The organism is Campylobacter sp. CFSAN093249, assembly GCF_011067895.1.
Lineage (GTDB): Bacteria > Campylobacterota > Campylobacteria > Campylobacterales > Campylobacteraceae > Campylobacter_D > Campylobacter_D jejuni.
This window is the reverse complement of sequence record NZ_JAAMWM010000006.1, coordinates 33,963-49,331: the sequence shown is the minus strand read 5'-3', so window position 1 is coordinate 49,331 and position 15,369 is coordinate 33,963. Positions and strand designations below refer to the sequence as shown.

18 protein-coding genes are annotated in these 15,369 nt (G+C 31.8%); 12 read left to right on the top strand and 6 right to left on the bottom strand.

Annotated elements, in window-relative coordinates; all coding sequences use genetic code 11:
* Positions 1-37: 37 nt before the first annotated feature.
* Genes cydB through FBF10_RS06875 form a run of 3 tightly spaced genes read right to left on the bottom strand, consistent with a single transcriptional unit; the run spans position 38 to position 2,958 of the window.
* Positions 38-1,162 carry a cytochrome d ubiquinol oxidase subunit II gene (cydB, locus tag FBF10_RS06885; RefSeq protein WP_002899742.1) on the bottom strand — a complete coding sequence of 375 codons (1,125 nt, stop codon included), beginning with the start codon at positions 1,160-1,162 and terminating at the stop codon, positions 38-40.
* Positions 1,162-2,724 carry a cytochrome ubiquinol oxidase subunit I gene (locus FBF10_RS06880; protein ID WP_002859765.1) on the bottom strand — a complete coding sequence of 521 codons (1,563 nt, stop codon included), beginning with the start codon at positions 2,722-2,724 and terminating at the stop codon, positions 1,162-1,164. The genes cydB and FBF10_RS06880 overlap by 1 nt, the downstream gene beginning before the upstream one ends.
* A complete protein-coding gene (locus FBF10_RS06875; protein WP_002851632.1) occupies positions 2,725-2,958 on the bottom strand; it encodes a DUF4492 domain-containing protein in 234 nt (77 codons plus the stop codon).
* A 112-nt stretch (positions 2,959-3,070) separates the two neighbouring features.
* On the opposite strand from FBF10_RS06875, the gene cdtA reads away from it, so the two are divergent.
* The 10 genes from cdtA to FBF10_RS06830 all read left to right on the top strand — a co-directional run bounded on the left by cdtA (position 3,071) and on the right by FBF10_RS06830 (position 11,095).
* On the top strand, positions 3,071-3,877 hold the full coding sequence (gene cdtA / locus FBF10_RS06870; protein WP_002854626.1) for a cytolethal distending toxin subunit Cj-CdtA: 807 nt from the start codon (positions 3,071-3,073) through the stop codon (positions 3,875-3,877).
* Positions 3,874-4,671 (top strand): cytolethal distending toxin nuclease subunit Cj-CdtB, encoded by a 798-nt coding sequence (cdtB, locus tag FBF10_RS06865; protein ID WP_002851847.1) that lies wholly within the window; start codon positions 3,874-3,876, stop codon positions 4,669-4,671. The genes cdtA and cdtB overlap by 4 nt, the downstream gene beginning before the upstream one ends.
* Positions 4,672-4,681: 10 nt before the next feature.
* Positions 4,682-5,251 (top strand): cytolethal distending toxin subunit Cj-CdtC, encoded by a 570-nt coding sequence (gene cdtC / locus FBF10_RS06860; RefSeq protein WP_002934619.1) that lies wholly within the window; start codon positions 4,682-4,684, stop codon positions 5,249-5,251.
* A 171-nt stretch (positions 5,252-5,422) separates the two neighbouring features.
* A complete protein-coding gene (locus FBF10_RS06855) occupies positions 5,423-7,105 on the top strand; it encodes an L-lactate permease (protein WP_004308263.1) in 1,683 nt (560 codons plus the stop codon).
* Positions 7,106-7,228: 123 nt separating this feature from the next.
* Complete coding sequence (locus FBF10_RS06850; RefSeq protein WP_002860572.1) at positions 7,229-7,969, top strand: (Fe-S)-binding protein; 741 nt, start codon at positions 7,229-7,231, stop codon at positions 7,967-7,969.
* Complete coding sequence (locus FBF10_RS06845; RefSeq protein WP_002873749.1) at positions 7,966-9,405, top strand: LutB/LldF family L-lactate oxidation iron-sulfur protein; 1,440 nt, start codon at positions 7,966-7,968, stop codon at positions 9,403-9,405. Before FBF10_RS06850 ends, FBF10_RS06845 begins: the two co-directional genes overlap by 4 nt.
* Positions 9,398-10,054, top strand: coding sequence for a lactate utilization protein C (locus tag FBF10_RS06840; protein ID WP_002857772.1), 657 nt, complete (start codon positions 9,398-9,400; stop codon positions 10,052-10,054). The genes FBF10_RS06845 and FBF10_RS06840 overlap by 8 nt, the downstream gene beginning before the upstream one ends.
* A 172-nt stretch (positions 10,055-10,226) precedes the next feature.
* The gene (locus tag FBF10_RS08630; RefSeq protein ID WP_002864365.1) at positions 10,227-10,523 is read left to right on the top strand and encodes a hemerythrin domain-containing protein; all 297 of its coding nucleotides are present in this window, start codon (positions 10,227-10,229) and stop codon (positions 10,521-10,523) included.
* Positions 10,499-10,849, top strand: coding sequence for a hypothetical protein (locus FBF10_RS08625; protein WP_002873748.1), 351 nt, complete (start codon positions 10,499-10,501; stop codon positions 10,847-10,849). Before FBF10_RS08630 ends, FBF10_RS08625 begins: the two co-directional genes overlap by 25 nt.
* Before the next feature lie 60 nt (positions 10,850-10,909).
* On the top strand, positions 10,910-11,095 hold the full coding sequence (locus FBF10_RS06830) for a hypothetical protein (RefSeq protein ID WP_052789898.1): 186 nt from the start codon (positions 10,910-10,912) through the stop codon (positions 11,093-11,095).
* Here the strand turns inward: FBF10_RS06830 and FBF10_RS06825 are convergent.
* The 3 genes from FBF10_RS06825 to FBF10_RS06815 all read right to left on the bottom strand — a co-directional run bounded on the left by FBF10_RS06825 (position 11,092) and on the right by FBF10_RS06815 (position 14,315).
* Positions 11,092-12,123, bottom strand: a complete 1,032-nt coding sequence (locus FBF10_RS06825) for a Cj0069 family protein (protein ID WP_020246817.1) — start codon at positions 12,121-12,123, stop codon at positions 11,092-11,094. The two genes, FBF10_RS06830 and FBF10_RS06825, sit on opposite strands and share 4 nt — an antisense overlap.
* Positions 12,124-12,201: 78 nt before the next feature.
* Positions 12,202-13,098: a signal peptide peptidase SppA gene (gene sppA / locus FBF10_RS06820; RefSeq protein WP_020246816.1), complete on the bottom strand. Its 897-nt coding sequence runs from the start codon at positions 13,096-13,098 to the stop codon at positions 12,202-12,204.
* Positions 13,086-14,315 carry a metal-dependent hydrolase gene (locus tag FBF10_RS06815; RefSeq protein WP_020246815.1) on the bottom strand — a complete coding sequence of 410 codons (1,230 nt, stop codon included), beginning with the start codon at positions 14,313-14,315 and terminating at the stop codon, positions 13,086-13,088. The genes sppA and FBF10_RS06815 overlap by 13 nt, the downstream gene beginning before the upstream one ends.
* 90 nt (positions 14,316-14,405) lie before the next feature.
* Between FBF10_RS06815 and aroQ the strand changes: the two genes are divergently transcribed.
* Positions 14,406-14,885: a type II 3-dehydroquinate dehydratase gene (aroQ, locus tag FBF10_RS06810; RefSeq protein WP_002852001.1), complete on the top strand. Its 480-nt coding sequence runs from the start codon at positions 14,406-14,408 to the stop codon at positions 14,883-14,885.
* Positions 14,886-14,887: 2 nt separating this feature from the next.
* Positions 14,888-15,361 carry a 2-amino-4-hydroxy-6-hydroxymethyldihydropteridine diphosphokinase gene (gene folK / locus FBF10_RS06805; protein ID WP_002851803.1) on the top strand — a complete coding sequence of 158 codons (474 nt, stop codon included), beginning with the start codon at positions 14,888-14,890 and terminating at the stop codon, positions 15,359-15,361.
* Positions 15,362-15,369: the final 8 nt, after the last annotated feature.

The following is a 15,369-nucleotide window of genomic DNA, read 5'->3' as shown; positions in this document are numbered from 1 at the left end:
AAGCCAATAAAAACAAAGCATGTAACATTTTTTCTCCTTAATATGCGTGATCATCGTTTGCGATTTCTTCGCGTGTGATTTTTACTTTATCCATTGCATTCCAAACATAGATAATATAAGCTAAAACAAAAGGTACAAGTAAAGATACATAAGCCATGACGCTTAGAGTATAATAGCTTGAACTTGCATTTTTTAAAGTTAAAGAACTTTGTAAATCACTTAAAGATGGGTAAAAAGCACTTTGACCTAAACCAATGCTTGATAATAAAGCAAAAACTGTTAAAACCGTTCCAAGTCCTAGGGTAAAAATAGCTTTAGAGCAACCTTTTGTTCCTTGAACCATACCTAAAAGCACTAAAATCACACCAATAACAAGCAAAACAGCAAAAATCATTTGATTTAAGAAATTATATAAATATAAATTCGCACTCATGCTTACAACTCCATTTGTATCCACACTAAAACCATCTTTTAAGAAAATCCACGCTAAAAAACCTAAGAAAAAAGGTAAAAATAAAATACTATTGATCATGAGTTTTTTCATAACTCTTATTTTGATATTCTCATCATTGATATTGTTCATAAAATACGCTGCACCTAAAAGCCTTGCTAAAAATACTAAAGCTAAGCCTAAGAGATAATTAAAAGGATTAAGTAAAAGTTCTAAGCCGTGCAAAGGATTTTGCCAAGAAACAAAATTATGCTCATTTAAGATAAATTCAGAACCGCTAAAAAAACTACTTACTGCAACTCCGATTAAAAACACACCTAAATAACCATTAATTTTAAGAAAAATTTCATAGGTTTTAGAGCCATAAACATTATTTTCTTTTTTGCGATATTCATAAGCCACAGCCTGTAAAATAAAACAAAATAAAATACAAAGCCAAGCCCAATAAGCTCCGCCAAAACTTGCACTATAAAAAAGTGGAAAAGCTGCAAAAGCTGCTCCGCCAAAAAGTACGAGAGTTGTAAAACCAAGCTCCCATTTACGCCCTAAAGAATTAACTAGCATAGTTTTTTCAAGCTCATCCTTGCTAAGCTCATCGATTAAAGTCTGTCCACCTTGAACAAAAAACATAAAAACTAAAAGTCCACCAAGTAAACTTAAAATCAACCACCAATAAATTTGCAAACCTTCAAGTTCTAAACCAAAAAACATTATTTTTCTCCTTTGCCCATAAGTGGAGTATGTCCTGCATGTGCGTCAAAACCTTTTTTAATCTGAGTAAGCATGATTTTAACTTCTGCAATCAATAAGGCTGTAAAAAGTACTGCAAAAATCCAAAATGAAATTTGAACATTGACTTTTCCAAGTTGTGTTGCTGCGATATGTACAGGAAGCAAGTCTTGAATTGCCCAAGGTTGTCTACCTACTTCAGCAACAATCCAACCTGCTTCAGCGGCAATATAACCCAATGGAATGGATAACAAACACACCCAAAGTACTTTTCTAAATTTCTCAATATCATTTGCCATGGTAAGATAAAGCGTAACGATGAAAAGTAAAAAGAAAAAACTTCCTAAAGCAACCATGATATGAAAGCTATAAAAAGTTAAAGCCACAGGTGGAATAGTATCGCTTGGTTTTTCTAAATATCCATAACCAAAATCTTTAAAATGAGTTTCTAAAATGGATTTGTGATTTGCCATAGCTATTGTATCATTGTTTTCTTTAGCAAGTTTATAGTCTTTTAGAGCTTGTATAGCGATTTTTCCTCTATCGATACGATTTTGCATAGGTTCTATACCTTTGCTTTCATTTCCATAGATCAAATCTTCAATTCCTGGAACAAAAGAATTTGGATCACGGTTTCCTAATATAGAAAGAGCGTAAGGTATAGTAATGTCAAATAAAAACACACTTTCGTTATTATCTATGGTTTTTTTAGGATTTAAAATTCCAAAAGGTACAAGTCCTGCACGATGTTCACCTTGATAAACCCCTTCCATAGCTGCAAGTTTCATAGGTTGAGTTTGAGTTACACGGTAAGCGCTTTCATCTCCGCTGAAAAACAAAAAGATTGAACAAACCAAACCAAAACTAGCTCCTACAACTAAGCTTTTTTTAGCCTCGATAATATGGCGTCCTTTTAACATAAACCAAGCTGAAATTCCCATTACAAATAAAGCTGAAATCACATAACCACTGCCTATGGTATGTAAAAATTTTGAAATAGCTACAGGAGAAAGTGCTACTTCAAAAAAGCTTTGCATTTCATTTCTTGCTGTATCAGGGTTAAAGCTCATTCCTACAGGATATTGCATCCAACCATTTGCCACTAAAATCCAAAAAGCAGAAAGATTGCTTCCTATAGCCACACACCAAGTTGAAAGTAAATGAAAACCCTTACTTACTTTATCCCAGCCAAAAAACATAACTGCAAAAAAAGTAGCCTCTAAGAAAAATGCCATAATACCTTCAACCGCCAAAGGTGCGCCAAAAATATCGCCCACAAACCAGCTATAATTTGCCCAGTTTGTTCCAAATTCAAATTCCATTATAATGCCTGTAGCTACACCGATAGCAAAATTTATGGCAAATAATGAAAGCCAAAATTTGGTGATTTTTTTCCATCTTTCATTTTTAGTTTTTACATAGATGGTTTCCATGATAGCAATCATAAAAGACAAGCCTAAGGTTAAAGGCACAAACAAAAAATGATAAAGTGCAGTTAAGGCAAACTGCGCTCTTGACCAATCAACGCTACTAAGTTCGTTCATTTATTTTCCTTCGAGTGTAAGATTTTTGAGTACAAAAGTGCTTTTTTCTTTGTCGCTTTTAAAAATAGAATTAAAATTTACATCAAAAACAAAAAGTTTTAAAATCACAAACATAACAAAAAGTTTGATAAAGATAATTTTCCAAAGGGTCTTTCCAAGAGTTAAATTTTTAAAACCTTCTTTGTAAAAATTAAAAATTTGAGAGATGCTAAAATATAAGTGTTTAAGATACATGTAAATTCTACCTTTAAAAACAACAAAATAAAACATTTTTAAAAAGCGGAAAATTATAATGAAATTTATGTTATTATTTTCTTAAAAATTTAAATACATATCAAGGTTTTTAATGCAAAAAATTATAGTTTTTATTTTATGTTGTTTTATGACTTTTTTTCTTTATGCATGTTCTTCTAAATTTGAAAATGTAAATCCTTTGGGGCGTTCATTTGGAGAATTTGAAGATACTGATCCTTTAAAACTAGGACTTGAACCTACTTTTCCTACCAATCAAGAAATTCCAAGTTTAATTAGCGGTGCTGATTTAGTACCTATTACTCCTATTACCCCACCTTTAACTAGAACAAGCAATAGTGCCAACAATAATGCAGTAAATGGGATCAATCCTCGCTTTAAAGACGAAGCTTTTAATGATGTTTTAATTTTTGAAAATCGCCCTGCGGTTTCTGATTTTTTAACCATTTTAGGCCCTAGCGGAGCAGCTTTAACGGTTTGGGCTTTAGCGCAAGGAAATTGGATTTGGGGCTATACTTTAATCGATAGTAAAGGATTTGGCGATGCTAGAGTTTGGCAACTTTTGCTTTATCCTAATGATTTTGCAATGATTAAAAATGCCAAAACCAATACTTGTCTTAATGCTTATGGTAATGGAATTGTCCATTATCCTTGCGATGCAAGCAATCACGCACAAATGTGGAAACTTATCCCTATGAGCAATACAGCGGTTCAAATTAAAAATTTAGGAAATGGAAAATGCATACAAGCACCTATTACAAATCTTTATGGTGATTTTCACAAGGTTTTTAAAATTTTTACCGTAGAGTGTGCAAAAAAAGATAATTTTGATCAACAATGGTTTTTAACTACTCCGCCTTTTACCGCAAAACCTTTATATCGTCAAGGAGAGGTACGATGAAAAAAATTATATGTTTATTTTTATCTTTTAACCTTGCTTTTGCAAATTTAGAAAATTTTAATGTTGGCACTTGGAATTTGCAAGGCTCATCCGCAGCCACAGAAAGCAAATGGAGTGTTAGCGTAAGACAACTTGTAAGTGGAGCAAACCCCTTAGATATCTTAATGATACAAGAAGCAGGAACTTTACCAAGAACAGCCACTCCAACAGGACGCCATGTGCAACAAGGTGGAACACCTATTGATGAATATGAGTGGAATTTAGGAACTCTTTCAAGGCCTGATAGGGTTTTTATTTATTATTCTCGCGTTGATGTAGGAGCTAATCGTGTAAATTTAGCTATAGTTTCAAGAATGCAAGCTGAAGAAGTGATTGTTTTACCTCCACCTACTACAGTTTCAAGACCCATTATAGGAATTCGCAATGGAAATGATGCTTTTTTCAATATCCATGCTTTAGCTAATGGAGGAACAGATGTAGGAGCAATTATCACAGCTGTAGATGCACATTTTGCAAATATGCCTCAAGTTAACTGGATGATAGCAGGGGATTTTAACCGTGATCCTTCTACTATAACAAGTACAGTGGATAGAGAATTAGCAAATAGAATTAGAGTGGTTTTTCCAACTAGCGCCACTCAAGCAAGCGGAGGGACTCTTGATTATGCAATTACGGGAAATTCAAATAGACAACAAACCTATACTCCACCGCTTTTAGCTGCGATTTTAATGCTTGCAAGTTTAAGATCTCATATAGTTTCAGATCATTTTCCAGTAAATTTTAGAAAATTTTAGGACATTTAATATGAAAAAAATTATTACTTTGTTTTTTATGTTTATAACTTTAGCCTTTGCAACTCCTACTGGAGATTTGAAAGATTTTACCGAAATGGTTTCTATAAGAAGCTTAGAAACGGGAATTTTTTTAAGCGCCTTTAGGGATACCTCAAAAGATCCTATTGATCAAAATTGGAATATTAAAGAAATTGTTTTAAGCGATAAGTTAAAACAAAAAGATAAATTAGCTGATGAACTTCCTTTTGGTTATGTGCAATTTACAAATCCAAAAGAAAGCGATCTTTGTTTAGCCATCTTAGAAGATGGAACCTTTGGAGCAAAATCTTGTCAAGATGATCTAAAAGATGGTAAATTAGAAACTGTATTTTCTATAATGCCAACAACAACTTCAGCTGTGCAAATTCGTTCTTTAGTTTTGGAATCTGATGAATGTATAGTAACTTTTTTTAATCCAAATATTCCTATACAAAAACGCTTTGGAATAGCCCCTTGCACCCTAGATCCTATTTTTTTTGCTGAAGTAAATGAACTAATGATTATAACCCCACCTTTAACAGCTGCTACCCCTTTAGAATAAGATTTTTATCTTGTTCTATTTTTATATTTATTTAATATTTATGATATTACTAAAATACACAAAATAATTAATAATAATACAATATAATTTACCTTACTCTATAATTCTTTTATTTTAATTTAATTTTTTGTTACAATAAATTTATACATAATAATTATCAAGGAGGAAAAATTGGAACAAATTTTAACATGGCAACAAATTTATGACCCTTTTTCAAACATTTGGCTAAGTGCTTTAGTGGCATTTTTACCTATACTATGTTTTTTAGTTTGTTTGGTTGTTTTAAAGCTTAAAGGCTATCAAGCAGGTTTTTTAACTGTTATACTTGCTACTTTAGTAGCTTTATTTGCCTATAAAATGCCTTGGAATTTAGTGGGTGCAAGTTTTATTCAAGGCTTTACAAATGGTATGTGGCCTATAGCTTGGATTATCATCGCGGCAATCTTTCTTTACAAACTTTCTATCAAGTCAGGTTCTTTTGAAATCATTAAAAAAAGCGTGATGAGCATTACTCCAGATCATAGAATTCAAGTGATTTTAATAGGTTTTTGTTTTGGTTCATTTTTAGAGGGTGCTATAGGTTTTGGTGGCCCTGTGGCTATAACCGCTGCACTTTTAGTAGGACTTGGCTTGCGTCCTTTACAAGCTGCAGGGCTTTGTCTTATCGCAAATACCGCTCCTGTTGCTTTTGGTGCGGTGGGAATTCCTATTATTGCTATGGCAAATCTTGTCGGCATAGAACAGCATTCAGTTTCTGCCATGGTAGGTAGAATGCTAGTTCCTTTAAGCCTTACTATACCTTTTTTCATAGTTTTTTTAATGGATGGATTTAAAGGTATTAAAGAAACTTTTCCAGCTATTTTAGTTGCGGCGCTAAGTTTTACAACTACTCAATTTTTAAGCTCAAATCACCTAGGAGCGGAATTACCTGATATTATTTCAGCTGTGGTTTCTTTAGCAGTTACGACTGTATTTTTGAAATTTTGGAAACCAAAAAATATTTTTAGATTTGACAATGAAAGCAATTTCACTCAAGATAACACCTTAAGTTTTAATCAAATTTTAAAAGCTTGGTCACCTTTTATTTTACTCATTGTTTGTATTATCATTTGGACACAACCTTGGTTTAAAGCTCTCTTTGATAAGGACGGAATTTTAAGCTATACAAGTATTACTTTACAATTTAGCAATATCACAACTGGAATTTTAAGCCCTTCTATCACAGGCATAGGAGAAGCTAAGCCTTTATCTTTGGCCTTGGGTGTAGATTTAATCAATGGAAAAACCGTAGCTCAAGCAGGAACAGCGATTTTACTTGCCGCTTTTCTAACTATAGCTATTTTAAAAATCAAAGCCGAAGATGTTGCAGAATGCTTTTGGGTTACCTTAAAAGAAATGGCTATACCTTGTATCACCATAGGTTTGGTTGTGGCCTTTGCTTTTATCTCTAAAAATAGTGGTATGAGCACTACTTTAGGACTTGCTTTTGCACACACAGGTGATGCTTTTTCTTTCTTTTCACCAATCATTGGCTGGATAGGGGTATTTTTAACAGGCTCTGATACAAGTGCTAATTTACTTTTTGGAACCTTGCAACAAGTAAGCGCTCAAAAACTAGGTATTAGCGAAGCTTTATTTTTAGCAGCTAATTCAGTAGGTGGGGTTGTTGGAAAGATGATCAGTCCACAAAGCATTGCTATAGCTTGTGCAGCGGTTGGACTTGTGGGAAAAGAATCTGATCTTTTCAAATTCACATTAAAATATTCTGTAGCTTTTATTATTTTAATAGGAATTTGGACTTGCATTATAGCTTTTTTCTTACAAGGAATCATCCCTGAAGTTATAGTGAAATAATTAAAAAAATTTAAGTTTTATTTCAACAAATATTCGTTTTTAGAATATTTGTTAGAAATTTTACTTTGCTTTTATTTTTACAGGATTAGAATATTTATCCTAAATTATCCTAAAAGGAGAAAAATGATGAAAAAAGTGTATTTTTACGCCACATGCTTAGGAAGTGCTGCTATGCAACAAAGCGTTTTAAATGCGATAAAACTTTTAAGGCGTGAGGGTATTGAAGTGATTTTCAAAAAAAATCAAACCTGTTGCGCCCAACCTTCTTTTAACTCAGGTTATTTCGATGAAAGTCGTGAGATCGCTTTATATAATGTAGATTTATTTGATAAAGATTATCCCATCGTTGTACCCAGTGGTTCTTGTGCGGGTATGATGAGTCATGACTATAAAGAGCTTTTTAAAAACAGACCTGAATTTTCCAAAATAAAAACTTTTAGCTCTAGAGTGATAGAACTTTCACAATACCTTGATGAAGTTTTAAAAGTAGATTATGAAGATAAAGGTGCACCTATAAAAGTAACTTGGCATTCTAATTGCCATGCTTTAAGAGTGCAAAAAAGCATACAAGCGAGTAAAAATCTTATCAAAAAACTAAAAAATGTAGAATTAGTAGAACTTCAATACGAAGAAGAATGCTGTGGTTTTGGAGGAACCTTTTCAGTAAAAGAGCCTGAAATTTCAAATGCTATGGTAAGAAGCAAAATCAAAGATATACAAAATAGCGGTGCAAAATATCTCATCAGTGGTGATGGAGGTTGTCTTTTAAATATAGATGGCACAATGAAAAGAATGGGTTTGGATATAAAAGGCATACATTTATATGACTTTTTACTTAAACGCTTAGAAGGAGAGAGACTATGAGTCAAAAAATTCCTCACGAACAAATCGTTCAAATTAAACTCAATGACAAACAAATGCAAGAAAATTTAATGACTGCCATGCATACTTTGCAAAAAAATAGACTCAATGTTATTGATGCTAGATTTAAAGACTGGCAGGGCTTAAGAGCTAAAGCTAAGCAAGCTAAAAATAATGCCTTAATGAGCTTAGAAGAAAGACTTTTAGAATTTGAAAAAAATGCTACAAAAAATGGCATTAAGGTGCATTGGGCAAGTAGTGATGAAGATGCCTGTGAAATCGTCTATGAAATCATGAAAGAAAAAAATATCACCAAGCTTTTAAAAGGCAAGTCTATGGCAAGTGAAGAAATAGGCCTAAATCACTACCTAGAAAAAAAAGGTTTAAAAGCTATAGAAACCGATCTTGGAGAGCTTATTTTACAGCTTAATGAAGAACCCCCTTTACACATAGTTGTACCTGCCATACATAGAAACCGCCATGAAATCGGAGAAATTTTCAAAGAAAAATTAGGAGCAAATTTAGAAAACGATGAACCCGAAAGTTTAAATGCGGTGGCTAGAGAACATTTAAGAAAAGATTTTGAAGGCTTAAAACTTGGACTTAGTGGGGTCAATTTTGCCATGTCAAGAGAAGGAGCTTTTTGGCTTATAGAAAATGAAGGAAATGGTAGAATGTGCACTACAGCACCTGATATTCATATCGCACTTTGTGGTATAGAAAAAGTCATGGAAAGCTTTGAAGATGCGGCTACTATGGTTTCTTTACTTACTCCTTCAGCCACAGGACAATTTATACCAACTTATAACAATATCATTACAGGCCCTAGAAAAAATGGAGATTTAGATGGTCCTAAAGAAGTACATGTGATTTTATTTGATCACAATCGCTCTAAAATGTTAGCTCATGAGGATTATTATGAGGCTTTGCGTTGTATTCGATGCGGGGCTTGTATGAATTTTTGCCCTGTTTATGATCAAATCGGCGGACATGCTTATCAAACCACTTATCCAGGGCCTATAGGAGAAGTAATCAGTCCTAATATTTTTGGTATAGATTATACAGGAGATATTTTGAATTTCTGTTCACTTTGTGGGCGTTGTTCTGAAGTTTGTCCAGTCCAAATTCCTTTGGCTGATCTTATTCGCAAATTAAGATGTGATAAAATAGGACAAGGTAAAAATCCACCTTTAGGAGCAAATAATGTTCATCACAATGCCCTAGAAGCCTTTGCTTTTAAACAATTTAAAAATATCGCAACCAATGGCGATAAATGGCGTTTTTCACTTTCAAAAGCACATTATTTCAACTGGACGGTACAAAATTTCGCAAGCATTTTGCCTGTGATTAAAAAATGGTACGCTTTTAAAGAATTACCTCAAATTAAAATGGATCTTTATAAAGAAGTGCAAAAACTAGAAGGAGTAAGCTATGAGTAAAATCGATGAAATTTCAAGCAAAAGCAAAGCAAATATTTTAGAACATCTTAAAAAAGCTTACAAAGAAACAACTTTCACACGCATTGAAAGTATAGATCCTGTAGAACATATCCAGACAACCCAAGATATGCTTACAGAAATGAAGCAAAAAATGAGCGATAACAAATACATCGTTGAAAATGCTACAAAAGATACCTTAGAAGAAAAAATCAATGAAATTGTCGCAAAATATGGCTTTAAAAGTATGATTTATGGAGCGGATTTAAATTTAAATTTAGAACAAATCAAAGCAGAAAAAAAGATTTGCTTTGATAAAGAAATCGAAAATTTAAGATCTGAAGTTTTTCATAGTGATTTTTCCATCATTCACGCAAGAGCAGGGGTAAGCTCTCACGGAGTTGCACTTATACCTTCAAGTAAAACCCAACCTAGAATGCTAAGCCTTGCACCTAAACTTTGCATAGTATTACTTAAAAAAGAAAATGTTGTTAAAAGTCTTAGCGAAGCTTTAAATTTAGTAAAAAAAGAAAATGAAATTTTACCTACTAATATCTTATTTATAGCAGGGCCTTCAAGAACAGCAGATATAGAACTTATCACTGTTTTTGGTGTTCATGGGCCACAAATTGCACATATTATTATTTACTGATTCTATACTAGAATCAGTAAGTCTTAATTTTTAATATTAATTATATATATTTTTTATATTATACAAATATAAATAAAATAAATAATTTCTAATTAATAATATTTTAATAAAATATTATGTAATATTTCACTCAAATATATTAAATTAATTTTAAATACAAAAATTAAAGAAGGTGCTTTTAGATAAACTAATTCCAACTTGGAATGAAAAATACAGTATTCATGACACAATGATTGACATTCAACACCAAAAACTTTGTGAACTTGCAAGCAAGGTTGAAAGTGCTGTTTATAAATTTGTAAAACGAGAAGAACTCAAAGAAATTTTAACAGAACTTTTTAACTATATGAAAGAACATTTTAGTAATGAAGAAGATTATATGCAAGAAATTCATTATCCTTATTTAAATGAACACAAAATCATGCATAAAATATCATTCGTGATATGTCTTATCTTATACAAAACATAAAAACCACTAATGATTTAAAAGAGAAGCTTTACACAGTTTCTAAAAAATGGCTTTTAGAACATATACTCTATGAAGATATGAAAGTTGAACAATACAGAAGATCTTCTTTAGCTTCTGAAGATGATGGAGAAGTAAGCTTTGAAGAAGTCAAAGAAGAAAAAGATGATGAAAATGCAGTTTATCTTTATACATGTGAATGCGTAGGACAAATGCATGATGTACCTTTTGGAATTCATCAAAAAATTCAACTTAAGGGTGTAAAATTTAAATGTAAAAAATGCAAAGAAGCCATACAGTTTTATAAAAAATATTCAGAAAATTTCTAATTAACTATTTATGCGTTAAAATAATAAATAAAGTATAAGTTAGACAAAGAAGGAAATTTAATGGATAAAAAAATAAAATATTTTATTTTGGATAAATTTGACTATTCCTATCCTATACTAACCAAAGATACAAAATGCTCATTTTGTGAAAATTTTTTCTCGATAGAATATAGCTCAAACTTAAAAACAATAGAAAAAGAATGTCCATTTTACAATAATAAAATGGACATTAAACTTAAAGACTAAGCCTTAGTTTTACTTACAATATTAATAATATTTGAAGCTACTTCATCAGCAAGTTCTAAATGAGAAGTAAAGCCTACACAAGAACAATTAATCTCACCTAAAACATATTTATCATTGCCCTTTTCATCAGTATCTAAAATAAAATCAGCCGTCCAAATCAATGGTAAGTCGTAATTGCCTAATTTTTCCCTTACCTTAGGAAGCTCGCCTAAAAACATATCCACCAAAGTTTTCCAATCTTCTGGCTTATCATAGCGATATTTTGCCCCACTAAAAAGCGTAGCAGAAAAAGCATCAGCACCTTCAGCTGGTTTTTTATGCACTACATTTACAGGGGTGTTATAAAGCATTAAAAGTCTGATTTCACCTTCTTTAATGCGCGGTAAAAAAGTCATATCCACAAGCATACCATTATCACCTATGATATATTGCTCACAAAAATCCATAAATTCCCCAAGCTCTCTATGTTCTACATGATTATCCTTAGCTTCAGTACATTTGATTTTTGTGTTTAAAGGCAAACTATCTCCACTAACATTACCCTCTACACTCACACGCCAAATTCCCTCTCCTGTAGAGCCACGATTTTGCTTTAAAACCCTTTCACCTTTAGCCAAACTTTTTGGAAAATTTTCTTTAAAAGTCTTAATATCATAGTAAGCATAAGTATCGCTTGGAACAAGATCAGTATCTGCTAATTTTGTAAGTGCATCTTTAGCACCATAACCTATCATAGCATCAGGATGAGGCATACCTACAAGCTTATCGGCACAAAGTTTTCTTAACATATCAAAATACTCATTTTCTTCTTTAAGATTGCCAGGATTGATGCGAGAAACATAACCATCAAAATTTTCTTTTACATATTTGTAAATTTCATCTTTTTTACCCACTTCAAAAAAAATCACCTCAGCATTCCAACCCTTAGCTTTTAAAGCATTTACCATAGGCATAGTATCTTTTCTATAACCATCTTCACCTTTATCACTCCCACCTTTAACTTCGAAAAAAACAATATTTTTTTTCATTATTTTACTCCTTATCTAAGATATAAATAATTATTGCATAAAAATATTACAAAAATTAAATAAAAATATTTATATATTTTATCTAGCGTTTACAAAACTGCTATTAGTCTTATAAGCGATTTCGATTAAGCTTTTACTTATCAAGCTTGATGCTTGTCCTTCTAGGCGGTTAAGAAATTTATCAATCTTATCTTCTTCTTTCCAAATAGGATTTGAAACATTAGCAAGTTTTTCAAGCTCCTTTTTAGCATTTTCATAATTACTAAGCTCATCTATAAGACCAAGCTCCTTAGCCTTGGCAGCTAAAAACACTCTTGCATTTGCCCATTGATCTTTTTTGTTAAGATCTAATGCTCTTTCCTTAGCAACAAAACCTGTAAAAAGATCATAACTTTGATCTATTAAACCTTGTAAAAAATTTCTTTCATTCTCATTCCAAGCTCTTGCAAAAGTTCCAGCACTTTTAAATTCACCTGCTTGAATAGTTTGTTCTTTAATACCGAGTTTATTAGCCAATCCGCTTAAATCAGCTCCTTGCATAATCACACCGATAGAGCCTATAAAACTTGCTGGATTGGCTAAAATTTTATTGGCTCCAACTCCTGCTAAATAACTTCCGCTTGCCATAGTTCCGCTTGCATAAACAAGCACAGGCTTTTTAATTTTTAAATCCTTTATAGCTAGAGCTAGTTCCATACTAGGAGCAAAAGCTCCACCAGGAGAGTCTATAACAAAAAGCACTCCTTTGATATTGCTATCATTTTTAGCATTGATAATTTTTTCTAAAACCGCAGAGCTATCAAAAATTTCACCCTTTAAATCAATGCGTTCTAAATTTGCAAGATTGGAGCTTGAATTTGCACCAGGCATTAAAATCCATATAACAATCAACAATAAAACAAAGGTTTTAAAATAAGTATTGATAAATTTTATACCACATCCTAAAGCCTTAAAAAATAATTTTAAAATTTGCATTCTTTTCCTTTTATAAATAATTTATCCACTTCCTTAGCATTTAAAATAAACTGCAAAGGAGCTTGCTTTTTATTACATTCTCCTAGCTCAAATACGCTAAAATCAGCAATTTTACCTTTTTTAAGCTCTCCTAAATTTAAATTTAAAGCCCTTGCAGGATAAAGTGTTACCATTTGCAAAAGCTTAGAGGCTAACTCTAATAAATCAAAATTCTTATGTATAAGCAAATTCGCGCGCATTTCATCAAGTAAAGACAATGAAATATTTGAGCTAAGTCCATCAGTTCCTAAATGGATATTTAATCCACTTTTTAAAGCCGTTTTTAAATCTAAGCTTTTTTGACTTAAAAGGCGATTTGAAAATGCACAATGTGTAATAGAATGTAAATTTTTATCTAACCATTCATATTCTTTTAGATAAACACAATGCGTAAAAAGAGTCCTTACTCCTTTAAAAAGTTTAACAAAATCCTTTGGTGTATAAAGAGGCTTAGGATGAAGTGTGAAATTTTCAAGCCATTTTTTAAAACCCCCTTTAGACTCTCTAAGCCAGATATTTTCAGCCTTACTTTCTAAAAAATGCGTACTAGCTAGTAAATTTTGCTTTTTAGCTAAATCAAGAGCAAAATGAGCCAAACTAGGATGAGTTGAATAAGGAGAATGAATCGAAATTGCCGGGATAAAAAAATCATTTTTAAATTTCAAAGAATTTTCAAATCTTTTTAAAAATTCTTGTTTTTTATCTTCAACTTGATTTTCATTTGTACCCAAAATTTCATTAAAAAATACTATACGCATACCCTTGTGACTAGCCTTTAAGCAAGGATCTAAATCACTCCCAAAACTTGAAATTTCACCTATAGTGCCTATACCACTTTTTTGCATTTTTTTAATGCTTTGAAGTATTAATTCTTCTTTGGCCTGTGCATTTAATATGGAACGAGAATTTATAACACTTTTAAGCCAAATTAAAAATTCTCCAAAATGTAAAGTTGTTGAATTTGCACTAAATTCTAAGTGTGTGTGAGGATTTATAAAAGCAGGTAAAATAACCGAATTTTTAGGTGTTTTGATGATTTTAGCCTTAGGATATTTTTTTTTTAAATTATCCAATTCACCCAATTCTAAAATTTTATCTTCAAAAACAAAGGCTTGATTTTCTAGTATTGTAAAATCTTCATCACATAAAAAAAGATATCTTGCAGCAACTATAAACACGATTTTCCTTTCAAAAATTACATTGTAGCAAAAATTTATTTTTAAAATGTTATAATAAAAGGTTAAAAATAAATTTTTAAGGTTAAATCCATGAAAATAATGATTATCCAAGGCCCAAATGTTAATATGCTTGGCGTAAGAGAAGTGGGAATTTATGGTGCTATGAAAATGGAAGAAATTCACGAGCAAATGAAACTTGCAGCATCGCAAAATAATGTAGAACTTGACTTTTTCCAAAGTAATTTTGAAGGTGAAATCGTAGATAAAATTCAAGAATGCCTTGGAACAGTTGATGGAATTATTATCAATGCAGCAGGCTATACTCATACTTCAGTAGCTATTCGCGATGCTATTGCAGCAGTAGCTTTGCCTACAATTGAAGTACATATTAGCAATGTTTATCGCAGAGAAGAATTTCGTCAAAAAAGTCTTATAGCGCCTGTATGTTCTGGAACTATTGTTGGTTTTGGTCCTTTTGGCTATCACTTGGCTTTAATGGGTATAATTCAAATTTGCGAACAAATAAAAAATTTGCGCGCAATGCAACAAGCACAACAAACGAATAAATAATAATGCTAAAAATTCAAGGAGTAAAACACTTTGAAAAAAGTCGTTTTTTTCCTTTTTTTAGTCAAAATATACGATCTTTTAAATATTTAGCTCTTATAGGCTTAGGAAGCAATATAGAGCCCGAAAAAAAAAGATTTGATATGCTTTTTCGAGTAATGATGGATGATAAAAGATTTAAAATTTTATCCACATCTCCTATGTTGATAAATGAAGCCTTTGGTTTTAAAGAGCAAAAAGATTTTACCAATGCTGTTATGTTGATACAAACTAATTTGCATGCACGAGCACTTTTGAAAGTTTTACTTTACTATGAAGTAAAATTTAAACGCAAGAGAACTTTCAAAAACGCTCCTAGAACGCTTGATTTAGATCTTTTATACTTTTCACAAAAAGTCAAGCGTGATAAGTGGTGTGAGGTGCCTCATAAAGGGGCTAAAGAAAGAGTGAGTGTAATTTTGCCTTTAGGCATGATATAAGGAATATA

Coding starts and splice junctions, on each gene's coding strand:
- cydB (WP_002899742.1), bottom strand. CDS start 1,162: ATGTTTTTTGGTTTAGAACTTGAAGGTTTGCAAATTTATTGGTGGTTG.
- FBF10_RS06880 (WP_002859765.1), bottom strand. CDS start 2,724: ATGAACGAACTTAGTAGCGTTGATTGGTCAAGAGCGCAGTTTGCCTTA.
- FBF10_RS06875 (WP_002851632.1), bottom strand. CDS start 2,958: ATGTATCTTAAACACTTATATTTTAGCATCTCTCAAATTTTTAATTTT.
- cdtA (WP_002854626.1), top strand. CDS start 3,071: ATGCAAAAAATTATAGTTTTTATTTTATGTTGTTTTATGACTTTTTTT.
- cdtB (WP_002851847.1), top strand. CDS start 3,874: ATGAAAAAAATTATATGTTTATTTTTATCTTTTAACCTTGCTTTTGCA.
- cdtC (WP_002934619.1), top strand. CDS start 4,682: ATGAAAAAAATTATTACTTTGTTTTTTATGTTTATAACTTTAGCCTTT.
- FBF10_RS06850 (WP_002860572.1), top strand. CDS start 7,229: ATGATGAAAAAAGTGTATTTTTACGCCACATGCTTAGGAAGTGCTGCT.
- FBF10_RS06845 (WP_002873749.1), top strand. CDS start 7,966: ATGAGTCAAAAAATTCCTCACGAACAAATCGTTCAAATTAAACTCAAT.
- FBF10_RS06840 (WP_002857772.1), top strand. CDS start 9,398: ATGAGTAAAATCGATGAAATTTCAAGCAAAAGCAAAGCAAATATTTTA.
- FBF10_RS08625 (WP_002873748.1), top strand. CDS start 10,499: ATGTCTTATCTTATACAAAACATAAAAACCACTAATGATTTAAAAGAG.
- FBF10_RS06830 (WP_052789898.1), top strand. CDS start 10,910: ATGGATAAAAAAATAAAATATTTTATTTTGGATAAATTTGACTATTCC.
- FBF10_RS06825 (WP_020246817.1), bottom strand. CDS start 12,123: ATGAAAAAAAATATTGTTTTTTTCGAAGTTAAAGGTGGGAGTGATAAA.
- sppA (WP_020246816.1), bottom strand. CDS start 13,098: ATGCAAATTTTAAAATTATTTTTTAAGGCTTTAGGATGTGGTATAAAA.
- aroQ (WP_002852001.1), top strand. CDS start 14,406: ATGAAAATAATGATTATCCAAGGCCCAAATGTTAATATGCTTGGCGTA.
- folK (WP_002851803.1), top strand. CDS start 14,888: ATGCTAAAAATTCAAGGAGTAAAACACTTTGAAAAAAGTCGTTTTTTT.